At 37.1% G+C, this 20,804-nt stretch carries 22 protein-coding genes and 1 riboswitch; of the genes, 12 read left to right on the plus strand and 10 right to left on the minus strand.

The genetic code is table 11. The features are described 5' to 3' along the window. Positions 1-41 precede the first annotated feature (41 nt). The 3 genes from rlmH (at position 42) to CP357_RS10290 (ending at position 1,557) form a co-directional block, all read left to right on the plus strand. The gene (gene rlmH, locus CP357_RS03160) at positions 42-521 is read left to right on the plus strand and encodes a 23S rRNA (pseudouridine(1915)-N(3))-methyltransferase RlmH (protein WP_098036534.1); all 480 of its coding nucleotides are present in this window, start codon (positions 42-44) and stop codon (positions 519-521) included. Between the two features lie 131 nt (positions 522-652). Beyond that, positions 653-1,042 carry a hypothetical protein gene (locus CP357_RS10285; RefSeq protein ID WP_191335439.1) on the plus strand — a complete coding sequence of 130 codons (390 nt, stop codon included), beginning with the start codon at positions 653-655 and terminating at the stop codon, positions 1,040-1,042. A 140-nt stretch (positions 1,043-1,182) separates the two neighbouring features. Further along, positions 1,183-1,557, plus strand: a complete 375-nt coding sequence (locus CP357_RS10290) for an SLAP domain-containing protein (RefSeq protein WP_098043882.1) — start codon at positions 1,183-1,185, stop codon at positions 1,555-1,557. A 138-nt stretch (positions 1,558-1,695) separates the two neighbouring features. Here the strand turns inward: CP357_RS10290 and pepI are convergent, their stop codons facing one another. Genes pepI through CP357_RS03180 form a run of 3 tightly spaced genes read right to left on the minus strand, consistent with a single transcriptional unit; the run spans position 1,696 to position 4,594 of the window. Beyond that, on the minus strand, positions 1,696-2,580 hold the full coding sequence (gene pepI, locus CP357_RS03170; protein WP_098036521.1) for a proline iminopeptidase: 885 nt from the start codon (positions 2,578-2,580) through the stop codon (positions 1,696-1,698). Between the two features lie 8 nt (positions 2,581-2,588). Continuing rightward, a complete protein-coding gene (locus tag CP357_RS03175; protein WP_087176634.1) occupies positions 2,589-3,242 on the minus strand; it encodes an energy-coupling factor transporter transmembrane protein EcfT in 654 nt (217 codons plus the stop codon). 2 nt (positions 3,243-3,244) lie between these two features. Further along, on the minus strand, positions 3,245-4,594 hold the full coding sequence (locus CP357_RS03180; protein WP_098036522.1) for an ATP-binding cassette domain-containing protein: 1,350 nt from the start codon (positions 4,592-4,594) through the stop codon (positions 3,245-3,247). 155 nt (positions 4,595-4,749) lie between these two features. On the opposite strand from CP357_RS03180, the gene CP357_RS03185 reads away from it, so the two are divergent. Beyond that, entirely contained in the window at positions 4,750-5,691 is a 942-nt protein-coding gene (locus CP357_RS03185; RefSeq protein ID WP_087176632.1) for a helix-turn-helix domain-containing protein, read from the plus strand. 31 nt (positions 5,692-5,722) lie between these two features. Here the strand turns inward: CP357_RS03185 and htpX are convergent, their stop codons facing one another. The 3 genes from htpX to CP357_RS03200 form a co-directional block, all read right to left on the minus strand. Further along, positions 5,723-6,619, minus strand: coding sequence for a zinc metalloprotease HtpX (htpX, locus tag CP357_RS03190; protein WP_098036523.1), 897 nt, complete (start codon positions 6,617-6,619; stop codon positions 5,723-5,725). 14 nt (positions 6,620-6,633) lie between these two features. Then, positions 6,634-7,194, minus strand: coding sequence for a LemA family protein (locus tag CP357_RS03195; protein ID WP_098036524.1), 561 nt, complete (start codon positions 7,192-7,194; stop codon positions 6,634-6,636). A gap of 97 nt (positions 7,195-7,291) precedes the next feature. Then, on the minus strand, positions 7,292-8,398 hold the full coding sequence (locus tag CP357_RS03200) for an SLC13 family permease (RefSeq protein ID WP_056945544.1): 1,107 nt from the start codon (positions 8,396-8,398) through the stop codon (positions 7,292-7,294). Positions 8,399-8,597: 199 nt separating this feature from the next. On the opposite strand from CP357_RS03200, the gene CP357_RS03205 reads away from it, so the two are divergent. The 8 genes from CP357_RS03205 to CP357_RS03245 all read left to right on the plus strand — a co-directional run bounded on the left by CP357_RS03205 (position 8,598) and on the right by CP357_RS03245 (position 16,306). Continuing rightward, complete coding sequence (locus CP357_RS03205) at positions 8,598-9,002, plus strand: iron-sulfur cluster biosynthesis family protein (protein WP_005727488.1); 405 nt, start codon at positions 8,598-8,600, stop codon at positions 9,000-9,002. A gap of 92 nt (positions 9,003-9,094) precedes the next feature. After that, complete coding sequence (locus CP357_RS03210) at positions 9,095-10,873, plus strand: glycerophosphoryl diester phosphodiesterase membrane domain-containing protein (protein WP_098036525.1); 1,779 nt, start codon at positions 9,095-9,097, stop codon at positions 10,871-10,873. Between the two features lie 71 nt (positions 10,874-10,944). Further along, positions 10,945-11,085, plus strand: a complete 141-nt coding sequence (locus CP357_RS03215) for a hypothetical protein (RefSeq protein ID WP_003548644.1) — start codon at positions 10,945-10,947, stop codon at positions 11,083-11,085. A gap of 154 nt (positions 11,086-11,239) precedes the next feature. Then, the gene (locus CP357_RS03220; RefSeq protein WP_057726600.1) at positions 11,240-12,106 is read left to right on the plus strand and encodes a hypothetical protein; all 867 of its coding nucleotides are present in this window, start codon (positions 11,240-11,242) and stop codon (positions 12,104-12,106) included. Between the two features lie 134 nt (positions 12,107-12,240). Next, a complete protein-coding gene (locus CP357_RS03230; protein WP_098036526.1) occupies positions 12,241-13,548 on the plus strand; it encodes a glycosyltransferase family 2 protein in 1,308 nt (435 codons plus the stop codon). Between the two features lie 8 nt (positions 13,549-13,556). Next, complete coding sequence (locus tag CP357_RS03235; protein ID WP_098036527.1) at positions 13,557-14,660, plus strand: glycosyl hydrolase family 8; 1,104 nt, start codon at positions 13,557-13,559, stop codon at positions 14,658-14,660. A gap of 86 nt (positions 14,661-14,746) precedes the next feature. Then, the gene (locus CP357_RS03240; protein ID WP_013436958.1) at positions 14,747-15,391 is read left to right on the plus strand and encodes a YfbR-like 5'-deoxynucleotidase; all 645 of its coding nucleotides are present in this window, start codon (positions 14,747-14,749) and stop codon (positions 15,389-15,391) included. Then, complete coding sequence (locus CP357_RS03245; protein ID WP_098036528.1) at positions 15,392-16,306, plus strand: HNH endonuclease; 915 nt, start codon at positions 15,392-15,394, stop codon at positions 16,304-16,306. Between the two features lie 98 nt (positions 16,307-16,404). Here the strand turns inward: CP357_RS03245 and CP357_RS03250 are convergent, their stop codons facing one another. The 4 genes from CP357_RS03250 to CP357_RS03265 form a co-directional block, all read right to left on the minus strand. Then, positions 16,405-17,337 carry a DUF805 domain-containing protein gene (locus CP357_RS03250; RefSeq protein ID WP_098036529.1) on the minus strand — a complete coding sequence of 311 codons (933 nt, stop codon included), beginning with the start codon at positions 17,335-17,337 and terminating at the stop codon, positions 16,405-16,407. A gap of 80 nt (positions 17,338-17,417) precedes the next feature. Then, positions 17,418-18,173: an amino acid ABC transporter ATP-binding protein gene (locus CP357_RS03255; RefSeq protein WP_098036530.1), complete on the minus strand. Its 756-nt coding sequence runs from the start codon at positions 18,171-18,173 to the stop codon at positions 17,418-17,420. Further along, positions 18,173-19,786, minus strand: a complete 1,614-nt coding sequence (locus CP357_RS03260) for an ABC transporter substrate-binding protein/permease (RefSeq protein ID WP_087235857.1) — start codon at positions 19,784-19,786, stop codon at positions 18,173-18,175. Before CP357_RS03260 ends, CP357_RS03255 begins: the two co-directional genes overlap by 1 nt. Before the next feature lie 105 nt (positions 19,787-19,891). Further along, positions 19,892-20,065: riboswitch (Lysine riboswitch) on the minus strand. A gap of 48 nt (positions 20,066-20,113) precedes the next feature. Then, a complete protein-coding gene (locus CP357_RS03265; protein WP_087176622.1) occupies positions 20,114-20,746 on the minus strand; it encodes a DNA-3-methyladenine glycosylase in 633 nt (210 codons plus the stop codon). Between the last annotated feature and the right edge of the window lie 58 nt (positions 20,747-20,804).

The raw sequence follows: 20,804 nt of genomic DNA on the forward strand, positions 1-20,804 counted from the left end.
ACAGTGGAATTTCTGTTAATTTTGATGATAAACTAGTAAGTATGAATATTAAGATTGTTTGTGTTGGAAAATTAAAAGAAAAGTATTTTAAAGATGCGATTGCGGAATATAAAAAGCGGCTAAGCCGCTTTGCGAAAGTGTCGATTGTACAGGTGCCTGATGAAAAAGCACCGGAGAAATTCAGTGTGGCTGAAGATGAACGCGTCAAGCGGATCGAAGGCGAACGGATTCTGAGCAAGATTAAGGATAAGGAGTATGTCTACGTGACTGCGATTAAAGGTAAGCAGCGCAGTAGTGAGGAATTTGCGAAGGAGATTCAGGATCTGGCTACGTACGGTCATTCGGATATCACGTTTGTGATTGGCGGCAGCTTGGGAACAAGTGATGCTGTTAATAAGCGCGGGGATGATCTGATTAGTTTTGGTAAGTTGACGATGCCACACCAGTTGATGCGAGTGGTATTGATTGAGCAGATTTATCGTGCGTTCATGATTAATTCGGGTAGTCCGTATCATAAGTAGAGCAAAAATCCCTAATAAGGGATTTTTTAATTTGCGCATTTTCAAAATAATGTATACTCATTTCACGATAGAAATATACTATACCATTAGTTTAAGTTAAGTGATTTTAGATATTTAGGAAGGACAAAATCATGAACAAGAGAACTAAATTAATCAGCTTGGCTGTAGCTGCCTTGTTAACGGTAGCACCTACAATTGCTTCAACTGTACAAGCTGATACTACGACAAATGCTGTTACTACTACTGCTAATAAAACTAGCACTAATCCTGTAATTACATTTGCTGGTAAAAGTTATGATCAGGATCAATCAATTAATGATGTAACGGATAATGCTTCATTTAATTACATCCCTGTAAGAAAAGTGAATTCTATGAGTGATACACTTGCAGCAATTCAAAAAGCTTTTACAGCTACAGTTTCTAGCAATGATAAAACTCCTGTAACAGTTAAAGTTAACATGGATAGTTTTAACTGGGAGGTAGCTGGTAAATATCCAACTACGGTAACTGTGGTACAGTAACAGTTAACAATGTTTCATATACTAGACTTAATAGTGCCAATTCGGATATATACATTCATACCTCTGATATTGAAGGTAGCGGCAATACGTCTAGTGATACTAAGCTCACTACTTCTGCGGAACCAGTTAATAAGACTTTGATGCATACTGCTATTCTTTATAACGATAAAGGTAAGTCATTAGGCAAAAAGTATTACTCTTATCGTAAAGTTTCTGTTTTACCAAATACAGTAGATATTAATGGTAGCGAATATTATAAATTAGCTTTAGGAGACGACTACAACGAGGCTTACATCAAGGCTTCAAATATTGATGGTACTAAGCGTACTTTAAAACGTAACGCCTACGTTTACGCAACCAGCAAACGCCGTGCCGATTACACTGTACTTATAAAGGGTCGAATCATCACCACATATGGTGGCTCATACAAGTTCAGGAACGGCAAGCGCTACTACCAGGTAGCCGGCGCAACCGCAACCAACAAACGCTACGTTAAAGTAGTGAACTTCAAATAGGCTCACAAACGCAGTGAAAGAATGAAGAAAGACGAAGAAGCAGAAATTGCTCCTTCGTTTTTGTTTTATTCTTAAAAAAGTAAACGTATTTAACATTTTTACATCAAAAAAGACTGACCAATCAAGGTCAGTCTATTATTATTCATCATATTGATCCAGCCACTTCTGCAGCAGTGCAACATATTCATCAGTTTGTTCAACAAATGACATGTGGCCGCATCCTTCAAACAACCGCCACTTACTGCCGGCAATCTCGTCTTGCATTGTTTTAGCCACATATGGCGTACATAAATCATCGGTTCCACTCGTAATCAGAGTTGGAACTTTTATTTTACCCAATTTATTCGTGTACTCATAGTCATGCAGATTGCCTTCCGGAGTATATTCATTCGGTCCCCATGCTGTTTCATACGCAACGGTGCCGCCACGCTTTTTGCGCATCACGCACTCCGGCCAGGTCTTCGTCATATCGATGGCATGTTGATTCATGAAATGCTCGTTAGCCTTCAAATAGTCAGGATCGTTAAAATTGCTGGTCAACTCAGCTCTATGAATCGCTGCTTGCTCCTCAATTGGCAAATACTTAATCATGCGGTGGAGTTCTTTACTCCAAAGGGATGCCGATGACAGGGTAGAAGACAGAATCAAACTCTGAATGCCTTTTGGATGATAGCCACACATGTAAATAATGGCGAGCATCCCGCCCCAGCTTTGTCCAAGCAAATGCATCTTGCGTAATGCCAAATGTTCACGTAACGCTACTAATTCCTTCACCCAAGTTTCCTTAGTGTAAAGTTCAGGATGATCATCAGGGATGCTGCTTTCACCGCAACCTAATTGGTCATACATAATGATGCGGCGCCCGTCTTTTTGTGCTAATTCATCCAGCACCTCAAAATAATTGTGGCTTGAGCCAGGTCCGCCATGAAGCAGCACTAGCGGTGGCTTTTTGCTTCTTTTACCAACAATTCGATAATAAGTTTCGTAGCCCATGAAGGGCATCTTTCCTTCAATAATTTCCATCTTTTTGCCTACTTAAAAATAAACAACGAAATATTAACCAAAATCAATAAAGTAAAGAAGATCAGCCAATCTTTTTTTGTTAATGGAATTGCCACGATAGTTGATCTCTTCTGTCCTTCGACATAGCCGTGGGATTCCATTCCTTGCGCTAAATTGTCGGCGGAGTTGAGTGCTACCAAGATTGCCTTAAAGTAGAGTACCGGTGACCAAAAACTCAGATACATCCCGCGCATCATGGCCGCAGCTCTAATTTGTTTAACTGCAATTTTCATTCGCGGAATAATATTGATTGCCGCCAAAACGCCATACGCAAATTTACTAGGTAGATGCAGATTTTGTTCAAGCGAACGAGCGAAATCTGTCGCCGTAGTGTTTCTCGTGACACAAGCAATGGTCAAAGTATAGACGTACACACGGGTCGACAGATTCCAAGCGTAATATGCATCAGGCGTCGGTGAGAACCAAAACAGCGTCGCAAATATCGTGAACGCTGCGATAAATGGCACGGCGATTAACAAAATCAATTCCTTGATCCTGATTCTAGTAATTAATAGATAAATCAACGCAAAAACAATGACAATCAAATTGGTAGTTAAGCTGGCCTTCAAAGATATTTCCAGGGAAATAATAAAAGCCAAAATGAACTTTAAACTAGGATTCATGGCTACTCCTCCACATATTTTAGCTGCTGGTCCGCAAAAACAAGCCTGTAATCGCAAAATTGAGCTAATTCGTCTATCTGATGGCTAATGATTAAAAACGTCTGGTGGAGCTTCTCTTGGCATTCTTGCATCAGTTGCAGAACTAACTCAATCGAGTCATGATCCAGTCCGCTCAGAGGCTCATCAATTAGCAACACATTATGCTTAGTCATCAGCATTAACAAAATTTGCAGCTTCTTTTGCTGACCACCAGATAAAGAATAAACTACTTGATCAAGATGCTGTTTTAGCTGTAATTTGTCTAGCCATTCATCAATTTTTTCATCAGTAAAAAAGTGATTGCGGTCTTTTTTGCTTAACTCAATCTCATCCTTGACGGTGACTGTTAAGAACTGATCGCTTGCCTTTTGAAAAATTTGTGCTACCTGAGATAAATATTTATGGTATTTTATCTTTGCAATTTCATTATCTAAATAGGTAAAATTACCTTTGTACGGAATCATTTTAGTCATTGCTTTAAATAGTGATGTTTTGCCGACACCATTTGAACCAGTAATTAGAGTTGTTTTGCCGTAGATTTTTAGTTTGTTTTGTTTAAGCAAAAGACGATTTTGTCTGATCTGTGTCTTGTTTAGTTCGAAAACGGGTGTGCCGGTTGGCAACATAAAAGAATAAGATCGTGCATGGAATTGTTTATTTTGCGTAAACAATTTATTTTTTTCATTAGCAGATAATTCTTTAACGGTTTTACCTTCAAATTGATATAGTTGATCACAAATTTGCTCATAATCATCCAATACGTGGTCGCTTAATAGGATCGTTCTTCCAGTTTCAGCTAAGCTTGCTAATTTTTTTATCAAAAAATGACGTGTGTTAGGATCACAACTAGCAAAAGGTTCGTCTAGCAAAAAAACATCGACATCCATTGCGATTAAGACGGCTAGGGCTACACGCTGCTGTTGACCACCTGATAATGTACTAATTTTTTGGTCAAGCAAATCTGCAATTTTGGTGAATTCCACTGCCTTTTTTATGTGGAGGTCATAATCCTTAGCTTTTATTTGCAAATTTTCTAACGCAAAGACGATTTCTTCACGTGGCGTTGTCATCGTAAATTGTTCCGCAGCATTTTGAAACATCATGGCCGCTTTTTGACCATGAAGATCAATTCCTCCTGTTAATTTTCCAGCATATTTTGGATAGAGTCCTGCAATAATTTTTAGTAGCGTGGATTTGCCGCAACCTGTTGGTCCAATTAAAAGATTAAAACCAGGTGCGATATTCATATTAAGCTGGTGGATAAGGGGTTCTTTTTCGTAAGAAAAGGTTACATCACTAATTTCTATCATCATAATTCTGATTGTACAAAATGATTTTTTGCCTGTCTACTGCCATAAAAGAGTCATTTCGATACAATAAAGCAATTATACACAATGCTAAATATCTTTTTGTTTTATAATATACTTATAGTACTATTATTATTTGTTTAATTAAGGAAGGTGGACATATGGCAGCTGTTGCTCTGGATCAATATCTGGCTAGCGTATTAAAATCAAACATAACAGATAAGAACGAGGTAAAACTCGAGGCTGGCAATCCCGATTTTGATCTGTTTACAATCTACCTTGAAAATCATAATACTGGCATTCATCGCTATCGCATGGATGTCTCGACAATCTTATATGTCGCCAAAGGTACTGTGACGATTAAGAGTGGTGAAAAGATTATCCCAATGAAATCCGGTAATGTTCTTTTACTTACGGAAAATAGCATTTATGAGATTACCAAACAAACATCAGATACAGTACTTGCTAAACTAAAATTTAAGCCTGGTTTTAGATATCGTAAATACTTTAATGATTTTAGTTATAAAGGCAGCAGGGAAATGAAGGTTATTAAGCAAATAGTTGATAGCCTTGAAAACGAGCATGCTTTATGGTTAAAAAATAATCAAATCACTCGTGCCTCTCAAGTAATGCAACATATTATTGGAGGATATTTGAATAATGATATCTTCATCAAGGCATTAATTCAGGCCGAGTTAACGGTGATGCTTATTATTTCAATTAGAACTCAAAGAATGGCAACGCCAACTAATTTGGATAAAACTAAATTTGAAAAGAAATCATTGAATAATTATATTGATATGCACTTTGCGGATGCATCTCTAGCAGAAGCAGCTAAGTACTTTGGCTTTAATCCTAACTATTTCTCAAATATGGTTAAAGCTAAGACTGGTAAGAGCTTTGTTGATCATGTAGATGAGAGAAGAATGCAAGAAGCACGTGAATTGCTTGCCCAACCAGATTTATCATTGAAAGAAATTATCGGGCGTGTAGGTTATTCAAGCAAGTCTTTCTTCTATAAGAAATTCAACCAATACTATCACATGACGCCAGCTGCTATGCGAGAAGAGCTATTTAGACAAGCTAATATCAATTTAAAGTAAAAAGAATCTGGAAATTTTCCAGATTCTTTTTTTACATGTGTTCAAGTCTGTTAATTCTATTTTCTGTAGGTGGGTGAGTATCGAAAAGATGCGATAGGCCATGATTATGGAATGGATTTTCGATATATAGCCCAGCACTACTACGATCAGCCTGCTTCATTGGCTGACTATTTTCGATTTTTCTCAAAGCAGAAATTAATCCTTGCGGATTACGCGTTAATTCTACAGAGGAAGCATCTGCTAAATATTCTCTATTGCGTGAAAGAGCCATTTGAGCAAGGGAAGCCGATAATGGTCCTAAGATTAAAACAAAGACAATGGCTACCACTTTAAAGATCATTTCAAAGGCATTTGAATCACGATCATCGTCACGATCGCGGCCGCCACCAGCAAACCAGATGTAACGAGATGCCATGCCGGAAATAAAGGAAATTACTCCGACCAGCACAACAGCAATGGTGGAAAGCAGAATGTCGTAATTGCGTACATGTGATAATTCATGTCCTAGTACGCCTTCTAGTTCCTCACGATCCATCAGTTGAAGAATGCCTTCTGTTACAGCTACCGCACTGTGGTTAGGATCTCGTCCTGTCGCAAAAGCGTTGGGACTTGGATCAGGAATAATATAGACGCGGGGCATTGGTACCCTTGCTACCATAGCCATATCTTCAACGATATGCCACAATTCAGGATTATCTGCTTCCTGAATTTCTTGAGCATGGTTAAGACTCATAATCATATTGGCCGGATTTTGCCACATAATTAATAAGTAAATTAAACTACCTACTAAGGCAATGATGATTCCCATCCATGGACTATTGCTAAAAAGATAGCCTAGTCCAGCACCAACAAGGGCTAAAATTACCACAAAGAGAACCATAATTAACGCAGTTTTACGCTTGTTACGGGCAATTTGTTGGTATAACATAATTTTCCTTCTAACTAAAACTTAACTTTAGGAACAGCCTTTTCTTCAGTTGGGGTTTCCAAGTAATCGATCTTGGTAAAGCCATGAATTTTGGCGATCAAGTTGGAAGGGAAAGTAAGCAATTTTTGATCGTATGATGCAACACTTGAGTTGTAAAGCTGACGAGAGTAAGCAATCTTGTTTTCTGTGTTGGTTAATTCTTCTTGAAGTTTTAAGAAATTTTGATTTGCTTTTAAGTCAGGATATGCTTCGGCCAATGCAAAAATTGATTTTAAAGAATCAGTAATTTGATTGGACAACTTCATTGCTTCTTCGTGATCTCCCTGAGGAACGTTAACTAATTGATCACGTAACTTAACTACATCTTCTAAAGTTGATTTTTCATGTTTGGCATAGCCTTTAGTAGTTTCAACTAAATTAGGAATTAAGTCATTACGGCGCTTAAGTTGAACATCAATTTGACTCCATGATTCATCAACGAAAACGCGAGATTTTTGCAATCCGTTGTAAATTGCAATATAAATACCGACTAATAAGATAATGATAATTAAAATTATCCATACTAATGGTGACATAATATTCCCCTTTCTATACGTTTATTTAATTTTATCCATTTCTGATATTGGAGGCAATAAAAAAAGAATGTCTAAGCGACATTCTTAATGAAAAATATTAAATTCTGAAAATTAATAATCCTAATCCAACTATGGTTAAAATAATCAAACCGGCAAATTGCATGATTGTCCATTGAATAAAGAATTTCTTCTTACTTACACTACCGTGTTGGTTGAAAGTCTTTAATACCAACATATTGGCCATTGAACCAATAGCTGAACCAAAACCACCGATGTTTGAACCCAAGAATAATGCTTGGACATAGTTAGTAAACTTACCAACTAAGATAGTCGATGGTACGTTACTCATAACCTGACTTGAAAGAATTGAAGCGAAATAAGTTGAAATTTCGGAGTAAACCATACCATGAATTAAGTTAACAATTGCGGGAATTTGTTGGATATCACTAATAAAGATGAAGAAGCCTGTAAAGGTAAGAAGTAGGGCATAGTCAATCTTAAGCATTATGCGCGGATTGATGGCAAGTGCTAAAACTATGGCGACAATTAATGGCCAAATGATATCAATTGCTCTGAAGACGCCAAAGAAGAAGAAAATAAATACTACAGTTGTAATAATAGTAGGACGCCAACTAATTCTGATAGGTTCTGTTTTTTGAGTAGGAATATCTTTTTTAGGAATAAACAAAAAGACCAGCCACATGATGATCAATGAAACTACCAAATAAGGTACAGACCATTCAAAAAACTTAATTGGACTTACGTTGTAGCGACTTACTAAGAAAATATTGTGCGGATTCCCCCATGGTGTAAATGCAGCACCAATATTTGCCCCCATACCAATTAAGGTAACTGGCAAAATTTGTGGTAGCTTGTAGCGCTTAGCGATATTTAAATAAAGTGGAATTAAAGTTAATACAGTAATGTCATTACCTAAGAACATACCGGCGATGACGGCCAAAACCGTGAACAGCATGTTCAACTTACGCGTATTATCTGCGATACTCGTAAGTTTGTACGCTAAAACATCCAGAACGTGCAAATAAGCATAGATCTGGATCAGCGTCAACATTGCGGCAACAGACCATAAAGTGTGAAAGTTAATATCTGCTAACCGCGGCTTAGCGAAAAAAAGACTTACTACTGTAATTAAAACTGTAATCTGTAAAATTCTATCTTTAGCAATATTCTTTAAGACGGTCATAAAAGGTCCCCCTTACGTATTACAATCGTCTAAAAACCCTATGTACCATTTTGAGCCTTTTTGTGGTTGCATGCAATGATAAATTTTAAAAATATCAAGATTAGCGGCATTTTCGAGCATATTTTTAGTTAGTTGGAACTAGTCGTGCTATATTTAAATAAGTAAATTAATCAAATTTAGATTGAAAAGAGGAAACAAAATGACAGAGAATGCAATTTCAATCAATATTAAACCAGATGCTGCAGAAATGATTAAAAGCAAGATGGATGCAGATCACCAAATTGTCATCTTGGCTTTAGATGATGGTTCAACCAAGTATTCTAAAAAAGGCGGCACTTGTACTATTGGCGACAGCTTCCAGTTTGTAATCCTTGCTGAAAAAGATCCTAAGTATAATATTTCAATCGAAAATAATGCTGGTCTTGACTTGTATACTGCTCAGCCGGAAACAACTTTCTTTGAACCAGGTCTAGTGGTAAATGCGCGCAACTCAACTTTGAGTTTATCTTCAGACAGCGGCATTATTGATGGCGGGATGACCGTTACCCAATATGAACCTGAAGCAATTACTGCTGATGATCTAAAAAACGGCGGTCAATGTTAAAAAATAAAATTAATCATAGGGACGAGGGAATGACCTCGTCCTTTTTTAGTATAGAATTAAGAAAGTAATTTCAATGTAAGGGGGGAAGAACAATGACTTTGGTCAAAGAAATAAAAGCAGGTAGTCGTGAATTTTGCCAAAATTGGCTGCGGTATCTGCTACTTTTTATGGGATTAAGTTTATTTAATCAATTTATTGTTATTCCATTTTTTCGCTATATTACAACCTTTGTTTTGCAGGCTAGTGCTATTCCGTTCGTATCTTATCAAAATGTAGTGATGATCATTACGACGCATACGGTTGCCTTTTTAATTTTGATAATTGAGTTGCTGCTTTTATTAGTAGTCTTGTATGCGCAATTAGCTTATTTACTTCATGGCGTTTGGGATATTAAGCATCAAGTTTTTACGTGGAAAAATAGTTTTATTCAAACTTGGCAAAATATCAAAAAAATTCGTTTGGGCACGCTTTTTATTTTGATGCTCTATTTTTTATTGGTAGTACCGTTAGCCGATGTCATCTTTAGAACACCACTTTTAAGCAAAGTGCAGATTTCAGAATTTATCTTGGATTATCTGACGAGAACGCCAATCTTGTTAGCCGTTTTGATTGCGTTTTATTTAGCCGCTTTGATCCTTGGTGCAAGGCTAGTATTTGCTTTACCCATCATCGTTTTTGACCACTTAAAGTCGGCGCAAGCAGTAAAAAGAAGTTGGCGATTAACGGCGCACTACCGTTGGCGGACGATTTGCTGGAGGATTATTGTTTTAGCCGTTTTATCTGCAGCAGTCATGACAATTTTCTATTTAGCAATGTATTGCTTGCAGCTATTAGTTGATTTATTACCTGGGAAATGTCCGTTAATTGTAGCCATTATCAATCTTTCGCTTGTTCAAATTATTAGTGAAGTAGCGTTAGTCTATGTTAGTGTACTGGGCTTATCTATTATTTTGAAAGCTTTAAGGCAAGAAAAGATAAGTCAAACAGGTAAAACTAAAAAAATAATTCTAAGTACATTAGTTGTGTTTGTACTAGTAATGATTGATGCAATATCCACCAATTATTTATATTTGACTAGTGTAAATGCTAAAGCGCCAGTAATTATTTCTCATCGCGGCGTTGATGATAAAAATGGCGTACAAAACACGTTACAGTCATTAAGAAAAACGGCTAAAGAAAAGCCGGACTACGTTGAAATTGATGTTCATGAAACTAAGGATAAAAAATATATCGTAATTCATGATGAGAATTTATTGAAGCTAACGGGAGTTAATAAAGCCCCGAATGATTTAACTTTACGGCAATTAGAAAAGTTAACTGCCAAAGAAGACGGCTATCATGCTAAGTTAGTTAGCTTTGATCAATATCTTGAGGAAGCCAAAAGACTGCATCAAAAATTGCTAATTGAAATTAAAACGACGGCTAAAGATTCGAAGAAAATGCTGCAGCGCTTTAATCAAAAATATGGCAAAACGATTCTCAAAAATACGTATCAAGTACAATCACTCGACTATCGCGTGGTTGAAGGACTGCACTTAATTAATCCACGTTTGGTTGTCTTTTACATTCAACCTTATAATTTTACTTATCCGCAAAGTGTTGCTAGTGGATATTCAATGGAATATTCTACCTTGAATTCAGACTTTATTTGGCAAGCCCATTTGCAGGATCGTCCTGTTTATGCCTGGACAGTTAATGACGAAAAATTAATGAAGAAGATGATGTATCAACAAGTTGATGGCTTAATTACTGATCGAGTTGATTTAGCTAAAAAGGTAATTAAAAGTTTCCAAAAGGATGCTAGTTATGCTACGCGAATCTTAAATTATATTGTTGTCCTGCATCTGTCGAAAAATTTTGAGTCTGCATGAAGACTTGATCTGAAGGGCTGAACATGGTAAACTATACTAGATTTTCGAAAATCTGAAAGGAAGTATAGCATATGCGTAAAGGTGAAAATTACAACACTGGTTGTGAACCAAACCAAAGACCTAAGAACAAGAGAAACGCAAAGAAGCGTGTTGCTCACGTAGCAGCAGTTGTTGCTTTCTTGAACAAGGCCGCAAAAGACGAAAACAAGTAGTCTTTGATAATATTGAAATTAAAAGCTAGGAGCTAAGGCTTCTAGCTTTTTTTGTTTAAAAAAATTTTATCTATGCATGGACATTAAAAAAATTTTGAATATAATTTAACTTATGTTTTTCTAAAAAATATATAGGATATAGATAGTTAGATATATGAATAAGAATAATAAATACAATATTTTGATCTATTTAGATCTCGTTGCAGCAATACTTTTTCCAGTAATTGCTGTTTTTCAAGTGGAAGAATATTCGGCAAATATAGTCAATGGCTTATTTTTAATTCTAATTTTAGCTATTATGACGGGATTATTGTTGCCTAATATAATGGTTAGCTGGCTGATAATTTTGTTAACGACGATTGCAGCGGGCTTTTTAGTGCTGGGATATGTTGTAATTCCTACAGAAGCAAAGTGGTTTTTAGTGGTAGCTTTTCCGATAGAGGCAGGGCTTTTAACGGTGTTGCGCTATTATGTCCTAGATTGGCGTTTTATTAGTAAAAATCGGCAAGATATTCGCAATTACCTTAAACGCTACAATGGCACTCTAAAAATGCATACATGTTACACTGCTAATAAAATTTATTCAAAAGTAATTAGTAATATTAAAGAACGGCCACAATTACATTTATGGATGCATGTATCAATGTTGCGTTGGGCTAACCACGAACAGTTTGCTCAACTTCATCCAGAAGAGCACGCGCAGTATTTAGAAAAATTAGCTGATATCTTAAAAAAGAGAAGATTAGCAGCTGAGGAACTCTTTTATTTAGGAGATGCCACTTTTTTTATTATTTCGCCTGAATTAAGAGATGACATTATCAAGCAGATTAATCAGGAGACAATTGCGGAATTAAAAAAAGTGCAAGATGATCTTCCCGGAGGCTTGAAATGGACGAGTCAGCGAATTGATGAAACAAACGTGGATCGTTTTACAGATCCAAATGTGATTGTAAAACATTTGGACCGCGAATTGGAAACTGACTTAATTGTTGAATATTTAAAGGCTGAAGCAAATGACTAATTGGTTTTATTTCTTAGCTTTAAGCATTTCAGGCATCTTTTTACTTGCTTTCATAGTTATGTTTATTTGTGCGTTTGTCATTTACTTTAATGTTGAAAATACGGTAATCAATAAAAAAGGAAAAAAGACGAAAAATGAGTGAAGCATTACAAATTTTAACGTTAATCTCGATTTGGCTTTCTTTGTTGATGTCTCTAGTTACCTTAAGTGGTGCAGTTTTCTTTTGGTTAAAGCACAGCAAGCTCTTAGTTAAAATCACGCCACTTAAGCGTTACCCAAAAGTTACGTTAGTTGTACCAGCTCATAATGAAGAATTAGTTATTAGTAAAACTACGCAGGCAATTTTAAATTTGAATTATCCGGCTGATAAGTTACAAATTTTAATCTATGCTGATAATTGTACTGATGATACTGCTAAAATTGCCCGGGAAATAATCAAGCAATATCCTGAACGGGAAATCAATGTTCAAGTAATTGAACGAACAGGTAGTGGTGGCAAAGCTGGTGTATTAAATGATGCTTTGAAGATTGCCCAAGGAGAATACCTTGGTGTATATGATGCAGATGCCATGCCAGAAGAAAATGCTTTGTATTTTTTAATTAAAAAGATTTTGGAAAATCCGGTGAGATATAAGGCTGCTTTTGGGCGCAATAAGACGAGAAATGCGCGGCAGAATTTTTTAACTAAGTGTATCAATCAGAAAATTGTTGTTACCCAGCGAATTCAACACTGCGGTATCTGGCAATTATTTAAGATTGGTCGTATTCCAGGGACTAACTTTATTATTAATACTGATTATGTCAGATCAATTGGCGGCTGGCGCAATGGCGCTTTGACCGAAGATACTGATATTTCTTTTAAAATTATGGGCTCAGGTAGTTTGATTGCCTTAGCCTATAATTCTGAAGCCTTCCAGCAAGAACCAGAACGCTTAAAAGATTATTATTTCCAACGCTTGCGTTGGGCTAAAGGTAACTATGAAGTGGTGATCAATAATTTTTGCCATCTTTTTGATAAAAGCAACTGGCGGGTTAAATTAGAGACTGTCTATTATTCCTGCACTTTTTTCTGGTTTAATTTGGCGATTGTTTTATCAGATCTGATCTTTTTTTCTAATTTGATTGCCTTAATCGTCCATCTTTGGAATCCTGCAGTAGTAATACCATTTACAATTTCGCGGAGTAATATTTTATTAGCTCAAATTCTGCTCTTTAATTGGCTATTGATGGTTTTGCTTTATATTTTGCAAATTAACCTAGCTATGACTACGCAATATGGGCAGGCAACTGACGAACAGATTTGGCTAGCCTTAGCATCATATTTTACTTATTCGCAATTGTTCATCATTGTATCAATTCATGCGGTTACTTCAGTAATGCTAGATCGCGTTTTTCATCGTGATAGTACTAAATGGGTTAAGACTAAGAGATTTGCGGATTAGGTGATGAGATGAAAAAAAGATGGATGCTACTAGGATTTTTACTCGTAACGATTGCATTTACCGGTATTATGATCTATATCAGAGCAGATAATAATTCAGCGGTGCGTAATTTTTTTCTACATTCTTGGCATAAAAATTATGTAGTTGAAGAAAAGAATCTTGCCTATATTAATACCACGCCTAAGCAGGAACAAGTGACGGTTTTATCTGAAGGCCAAGGATATGGGATGTTTATTGCGGCGCATGATCCAGCAGTTAAAGAAAGCAACTTTGCTAAGCTAGTGCAGTATTATTTAAAACACCGGGATCGTAATACGCAATTGATGGCTTGGCGGCAAACAAAGAAAAATGGAAAATGGAGCAGTGAACGCAATAGCGCTACTGATGGGGACTTATTTATTGCTAAAGCTTTGTTTTTAGCGGCTAAAAGATGGAAAAACCCAGCATATCAGCGGCAAGGGCAAAAATTAATTGCCGATATTTTGCGTTATGAATATAATCCGACAACGCACGCTTTAACGGTGGGCAATTGGGCCGATTCTAAGTCGAAGTATTATAATTTAATGCGGACTTCAGATGTATTGCCGACAATGTTTGATCAATTTTATCGTGAAAGCAATGATTCGCGGTGGCTCTTAATTAAAAAAACAATGCTCAAGCGGCTCAATCAATTGAGTCACCAGCATAAGAGTGGCCTAGTTCCAGACTTTGCCTGGCTGACATCAAAAGATGCTAAGCCAGTTAAAGGAAGGGTTACCACTGATCGATATGATGGTGATTATTATGCCAATGCTTGCCGGGTGCCAATGGATTTAGCATTTAGTAAGGATAAATTAGCAAAGAATACTGTACATCGCTTGCTTAAATTTTTTAGCAAGCAAAATACAATTACAGCAGGCTATACTTTAAAAGGCAAGCCAGTCAATAATTATCAATCAGCTAGCTTTAGCGCGCCAATTTATATTGCGGTGAATGAAAATCGCAATCAAGGCTATGATAATTTGTTTGATTCGCAGCAATATATTTTTGCTAAAAAATTACCTAAAAATAATTACTATGATGCAGTACTAACGACGATGGCAACGATACTGACACCGGCGCATAGATTTTAAGAGGCAAAGGCCTCTTTTTATTTGCATTGAAAATCAATCTTTGATAACATAGTAAAAATTTTAAGGAAAATGAGGAGGATAAAAAAATGGGATTAAATGCATATATTCAAGGATTTAATAGTTTAGAGTCAATTGATCGAGCACCGGGCTACTTCAAGTATCATCACCACTCAGTAGCTGATCACTGTTTCAGAACAGCTGAACTCGCACAAATGATGGGTGATATCGAAGAAGTTCACGGCAATAAGAAGATCAATTGGAAGGCCCTTTACGAAAAGAGTTTGAATCACGATTATACTGAACGTTTCATCGGTGATATTAAGACACCGGTTAAATACGCTACTCCTCAACTTAGAAAGATGATCGGTGACGTTGAAGAAACAATGACCACCAAGTTCATTAAGGATGAGATTCCAGAAGAATTTCAAGAAATTTATACTAAACGTCTCTCAGAAGGCAAAGATGATACTTTAGAGGGTAAAATTTTATCAATCTGTGATAAATTAGATTTGTTATATGAAGCTTATGGAGAAATCGAATTAGGTAATCCGAACCCGGTTTATATGCAAATGTTCAAGGAAAGTCTTGAAACGATCAAGAAGTTCGACGATTTAGTTTGCGTACAATACTTTATTAAGAAAATTTTGCCAGATCTTTTTAAAGGTGATTTCGCGGGAAAGGATAAGATGCAACGAATAGCTTTTAGCATTCTATTGTTAGGGGATGATTAGGTGAAATTTCAATGTAGTTCATGCGGGCTACGCATGGACTCTTTGCATTTTAAGCAAGAGGGGTTAATGAATCCTAAGTTGACCAGTATTTGCGACATTTGTATCACGCGCAACCTGAATCCGGAAGATTACGCAAATGATGCGGTCGCAACTTTTGCTCAAAGCTTGCTTTACACGTTTGTCGGTGCAAAGAAACAAGATCAATCAGGTTTTATTGTGAAAAATAAAAAGGACCGTAAAAAATACGAGGCCTTTTTACAAGATTATGATGGCAATGAAATCGCCCGCCAACAGATTAAAAGGTCTGATTTGAATTTGGCGGTAATTAAAAGCGAAGATGGCAAGCTTAATTATGTGCCTAACCAAGGCGTAACTTTTGAGCAAAATTTAAAGGGAATGGATTTGGAGATCAATTTCCAGTTAAACGAAGTTGATTTTATTGATCGTGAACGCATTCGGGCCAAGTATAAATACCGCTGCCAATATTGCGGCAGACGTGGCCGCAGCGTAGATCATAAGGATCCTGTTTCTCTTAGTCACAACAACAGCTTAGATAATTTAACTTTAGCTTGTGCGGAATGCAACCGAATTAAGTCGGATATGCCTTATAAGTTGTTTATTCAACTGAATGATCAAATTTCTGAGATCAATAAAAAGCTAGTTAAGTATGAAGATGCGCTGGGTACTTTGAGAGAAGAATTTGAGCATCGTCGGCGCTATTTAGCGGCTCAAGTACACCTTAAGGGTGTGATCAATGATCCTGAGCTAAATGCGATTAGAAAGCAAAATAAGGGCTTACAGGATGCCATTGATAGTTTACAAAGTGATTATGATGATTTGCGTCAAACGCGCAAGATGTATTTTGATACGGGCTGGAAATTAGCTCGCATTAAGGAAAATAAGGATATTATTTAAAACGTAAAAAAGCGCTATTTTTTGTAAACTCAATTCAAAATAGAAAATGAGTTTTAAAAAGATCATCCCCATATAGGAATGATCTTTTTAATTTTGATCTATCTAATTCGATCTTCTGGATCAAATAAATATTTGTCCCATTTAACTTCATTTTGGACAGTAGGGTGGAAGAGCAAGAATGCTAGCAACAGTTGACCAACGTAAGGAATTACGCCCAGCCACCACCAACCACCGTTAAAGCCTGCGTCGTGCAGACGACGAACAGTGTGACCTAATTGTGCTAAAAAGGCCCAAATAGCTGCTGCAATAAAGGAAATAATAAAAATGATGAAGATTACACCGATTACCTTGGCATCGCCAGAATCAAATTCAGTAACGCTGAAAGGAGCTAAAAGCATGAAAGCAAGTAGGTAACAAGCAAGTACGCCGATTGTCATGATAACTTGGCTAATTGCAGTACCTACCCAGAATGAGGTTCTAGTAGATCTAGCATCCCACTTGAAGCAGTCAAAGAAGTGTTCCTTCAAGATTTGACCAATAGTTGGTATAGGAACATTACTTTTTGCGCCGTCCTCAGGATAATCTTGATCGCTGAACAAGTACTTGCCCCATTTAACCTTGTGTTGGACAGATGGCTGAAGTGCTAAGTAAAACATAAACATTGTGCCATAACCAGTGAAGGTAGCCCAGTACCAGTAGCCGCTGTAGCCAACGTCATGCAAACGACGGATCATTTGACCAAGACCAGCTAGAAATACCCAGACATAGATAGCAATCGCAACCACAGCGTCGATTACTCTGATACCCGGATTAAGGCCTTCATTGAAAGCATAGAAGCCAACTACAATAGCTAAAATGGCAATAATGAAGTTGGTTAAGACGCTCCACCAGTAGGACTTACGAGTGGTTCTTGCGCTCCAATCGAAGGGATGCAAGTAGGTTTCGTTTAAAATTTGACCAAAACTTTCTGCTGGTGGTTTTGGTAAATCTTCATCATACGATTTGACGAAGTAATACACTCTTTCATTCATAAATATTCCTCCAATTAATTTTTTATTAATTATAAACTAAAAAAGCAGGGAAGTAATCAAACTTCTCTGCTTTTAAAATTTTAAAAGTCCATTTTTCTGAAGTTACTCAGGAACTTTTGTGTCTTTTCATTCTTTGGATGATCAAAGATTTGATCAGGTGAACCTTGTTCAGTAATGATACCGTCACTGATGAACAATACACGGTCTGAAATGCTCTTGGCAAAGCCCATTTCGTGGGTAACGATCACCATCGTCAAACCGGTTGTAGCAAGCTTTTGCATAACGTCTAGTACTTCGCCAACCATTTCTGGGTCAAGGGCACTAGTTGGTTCGTCGAACAATAAAACTTCTGGATTCATTGAAATCGCACGGGCAATAGCAACACGCTGTTGTTGACCACCAGATAATTGTTGTGGTTTAGCCTTGATAAATGGATCCATACCAACCTTTTTAAGGTTCTCCATAGCAATCTTACGTGCTTCGTCTTTTGAACGCTTGAGGACCAATTCTTGGCCGATCATGCAGTTTTCCAAAACATTCTTGTTTTCGAATAAGTCGAATTGCTGGAATACCATGCCGACCTTGGATCTAAAGGTATTACGGTTGTAACCAGGTGCCAAAATGTTTTCATCGTGGAAATCGATCTCGCCACCAGTAGGTTCTTCGAGCAAGTTGATGCAGCGAAGGGTAGTAGACTTACCACCACCGGAAGGACCAATGATGGTCACGATCTCGCCTTTGTTGATATCGAAAGAAATGTCCTTCAATACCTTGTGAGCCCCATAGGACTTTTGCATATGCTTTAAACTTAAAATTACTTCGTTTGATTCAGTCATTAATTGTTTGCCTCCGCATCTTTTGGAGTACCAACTTGAACTTGGTTAGCCATCAAGTTGTAGTTCTTTTTACCTTCAAGTTTCTTTTCAATAAAGTTGAAGATTCTGGTAATAGTAAATGTCAAAATTAAGTAGATTGCCGAAATCATTAAGTAAGTTGGGAAGAACTTGAATGATTGACTGGCAATAGTAGTACCAACGAAGAACAATTCAGAAACTGAGATGATACTCAATACTGAAGTATCCTTGATGTTAACGATAAATTCGTTGGTGATTGATGGTAAACAGTTTCTAATAGCTTGAGGCAAGATGATATGCCACATTCTTTGGTTGTGAGTCATACCAAGTGCACTAGCTGCTTCAAATTGTCCTTCTGGAGTAGAAATAATACCACCACGGATAACTTCGGCAAGGTAGGCACCAGTATTGATTGAAACAATGATTAAAGCGGCAATAGTTCTGTTTAAGTTTAAGTGCCAGAATTGAGCAATACCGTAGTAAATTACAGCGGCCTGAACCATCATTGGAGTACCACGGAAAATTTCAACGTAAACTGATAATAGCCATTTTACGAAGTTTAAAGCCCAACGCTTACCGCGAGTAGTTGGGGTAGGGATGGTACGAACGATACCAACGAGCAAACCGATAAAGAAACCAACAATAGTACCAACTAAGGCTAAAAGTAAAGTCATACCAATACCGGACATGATCATGCTGCCGTATTGCTTCCAAGTAGTTACTAACCAGTTTTCCTTCTTAGTTTCGTTACCAGCCTTAGGTTGTTCCTTAACGGCTTGTGACATCAATTGTTCACGCTTTTTGTTAGAAATAGTTCTTAAAGTAGCGTTAACTTCGTTAAGTAATTTAGTGTTGCCCTTTTTAACACCAATACTAGTTACGGAATCATCATGATCAACGTGGAAACCAGCCATCTTGTTCAAGTTAACGGCAATGATGTTAGGGTTAACGCTGTGGTAACTTTCGAATTCGATGTCTTCTGCAACATAACCATCGATGGTACCAGAAGCTAAACTTTGACGCATGGCTGAGAAGTCACGCATAGCTGGTTCACGCTTAGCACCCTTTAATTGCTTGATTAAATCGTAGTGCAAAGTACCTTGTTGAGCAGTTAACTTAGCACCCTTAAAATCAGATAATTTCTTAGCATTTGAGTATTTACTTGCTTTATTGGTAATAACAACGAAAGTACTCTTTCTGTATGGCTCTGAAAAGTTGATAGCCTTACGTCTTTCAGCAGTAGGACTCATACCAGCGATGATTAAATCAATTTTGCCGGAAGTTAAAGCAGGTAATAAACCATCCCATTGAGTCTTTTCAACCACAACTTTTTTGTGAAGTCTCTTACCAATAATTTTGGCGATTTGAACGTCATAACCATTTGCATAAGAATTTGAGCCATCAATTGGCACAGCACCGTTTGTCTTCTTAGGTTGAGTCCAATTGTATGGTGGATAGTTAGCTTCCATACCTATTTTTAATACGCTGGAATCTTTTTTAGCAGCTTGAGTCTCGCGGCTGTTAAAGCTGAATCCAATAAATAAACCGATCAGGATTGTTAGTAATGCTGCAATCCATCTAAATCTTGACTTCAATGAAAAACCCTCCAATGTTTTCAACATAAAGCCAATACAATAAAGCGTAAATAAAAACCTCGGTGCTTCATCAGCAACGAGGTCATAATCATCAGTATTAAAACCAAATCTTATAGCGCTCCCTGGGGACTAACCAGGACAGTCTATAGAATATTGTTCTATAGCCCAACAGATCAACACGCGAATGTTAAATCCATTTCGGCGGCAGCCCTAAGATAACCTTCATTGTCTTCGCGGACTCTGAATTATCTTGTGGTTGTCGCAACCTCTATTGCATTGGAAAATTATTTAACTATGGAAAGATAATAAAAGAAAAATTAAAATATGTCAAGTCCATCCATTATTTTTAGCATAATTTCTCTTTTTCATATCTGAAACGTAAGGATTTCCAGCTACGTAATAACGTAGTTTTTTATTAGCCCAAATAGGATCAGATTGATTAATACCCACGCGTTTATCTGCAATAATCTCTTGGGCAGGTTTTCTGTGTTTGTCTTCAAGATCAATTATAAATGGAGAATCAGAAAGAAAATGCAAATTCCAATTCTTGTCGTGTATTCCAAAAGCCTGCATCATTTTGGCTGGGCCATTAGTAAGCAAAACGCCGCTTTTGCCGTTTCTGTTTTTAATCATAGTATCAATTCCCCAAACAGGTTCAATTGCTCTGATAAGAATCCCTTGTGGTTCATTTTCTTCTTGACAGGCAACATCAAAAAAGAAATATTGTCTTTGTGCGTAGATATAAATGGTGCCGCCGCGGCGGTAAAGTCCTTCGTTAGCGGGACTGCGATGACCGCCATAAGAGTGAGCTGCACGATCATCTTTGCCCATGTACGCTTCAGCCTCGACAATATAGCCGCCTAATTTTTCTTTTCCCTCATTATAAATAAGAGGTCGTCCAATTAAATCGTGTGTAATTTCATCAGTTGGACGATTAGTAAAGTAATTTGTGTAGTTCATTTAACGCCTTTCTGGTTTAAATTTTTTAATCTTAGTTATAGACTAATCTAAAAGAGAG

Source organism: Lactobacillus sp. UMNPBX6 (assembly GCF_002553975.1).
GTDB classification, from domain to species: domain Bacteria; phylum Bacillota; class Bacilli; order Lactobacillales; family Lactobacillaceae; genus Lactobacillus; species Lactobacillus gallinarum.

Excerpts from the sequence above, each read along its gene's own strand:
- rlmH (WP_098036534.1), top strand. The coding sequence starts at position 42 with ATGAATATTAAGATTGTTTGTGTTGGAAAATTAAAAGAAAAGTATTTT.
- CP357_RS10285 (WP_191335439.1), top strand. The coding sequence starts at position 653 with ATGAACAAGAGAACTAAATTAATCAGCTTGGCTGTAGCTGCCTTGTTA.
- CP357_RS10290 (WP_098043882.1), top strand. The coding sequence starts at position 1,183 with ATGCATACTGCTATTCTTTATAACGATAAAGGTAAGTCATTAGGCAAA.
- pepI (WP_098036521.1), bottom strand. The coding sequence starts at position 2,580 with ATGGAAATTATTGAAGGAAAGATGCCCTTCATGGGCTACGAAACTTAT.
- CP357_RS03175 (WP_087176634.1), bottom strand. The coding sequence starts at position 3,242 with ATGAATCCTAGTTTAAAGTTCATTTTGGCTTTTATTATTTCCCTGGAA.
- CP357_RS03180 (WP_098036522.1), bottom strand. The coding sequence starts at position 4,594 with ATGATGATAGAAATTAGTGATGTAACCTTTTCTTACGAAAAAGAACCC.
- CP357_RS03185 (WP_087176632.1), top strand. The coding sequence starts at position 4,750 with ATGGCAGCTGTTGCTCTGGATCAATATCTGGCTAGCGTATTAAAATCA.
- htpX (WP_098036523.1), bottom strand. The coding sequence starts at position 6,619 with ATGTTATACCAACAAATTGCCCGTAACAAGCGTAAAACTGCGTTAATT.
- CP357_RS03195 (WP_098036524.1), bottom strand. The coding sequence starts at position 7,194 with ATGTCACCATTAGTATGGATAATTTTAATTATCATTATCTTATTAGTC.
- CP357_RS03200 (WP_056945544.1), bottom strand. The coding sequence starts at position 8,398 with ATGACCGTCTTAAAGAATATTGCTAAAGATAGAATTTTACAGATTACA.
- CP357_RS03205 (WP_005727488.1), top strand. The coding sequence starts at position 8,598 with ATGACAGAGAATGCAATTTCAATCAATATTAAACCAGATGCTGCAGAA.
- CP357_RS03210 (WP_098036525.1), top strand. The coding sequence starts at position 9,095 with ATGACTTTGGTCAAAGAAATAAAAGCAGGTAGTCGTGAATTTTGCCAA.
- CP357_RS03215 (WP_003548644.1), top strand. The coding sequence starts at position 10,945 with ATGCGTAAAGGTGAAAATTACAACACTGGTTGTGAACCAAACCAAAGA.
- CP357_RS03220 (WP_057726600.1), top strand. The coding sequence starts at position 11,240 with ATGAATAAGAATAATAAATACAATATTTTGATCTATTTAGATCTCGTT.
- CP357_RS03230 (WP_098036526.1), top strand. The coding sequence starts at position 12,241 with ATGAGTGAAGCATTACAAATTTTAACGTTAATCTCGATTTGGCTTTCT.
- CP357_RS03235 (WP_098036527.1), top strand. The coding sequence starts at position 13,557 with ATGAAAAAAAGATGGATGCTACTAGGATTTTTACTCGTAACGATTGCA.
- CP357_RS03240 (WP_013436958.1), top strand. The coding sequence starts at position 14,747 with ATGGGATTAAATGCATATATTCAAGGATTTAATAGTTTAGAGTCAATT.
- CP357_RS03250 (WP_098036529.1), bottom strand. The coding sequence starts at position 17,337 with ATGAATGAAAGAGTGTATTACTTCGTCAAATCGTATGATGAAGATTTA.
- CP357_RS03255 (WP_098036530.1), bottom strand. The coding sequence starts at position 18,173 with ATGACTGAATCAAACGAAGTAATTTTAAGTTTAAAGCATATGCAAAAG.
- CP357_RS03265 (WP_087176622.1), bottom strand. The coding sequence starts at position 20,746 with ATGAACTACACAAATTACTTTACTAATCGTCCAACTGATGAAATTACA.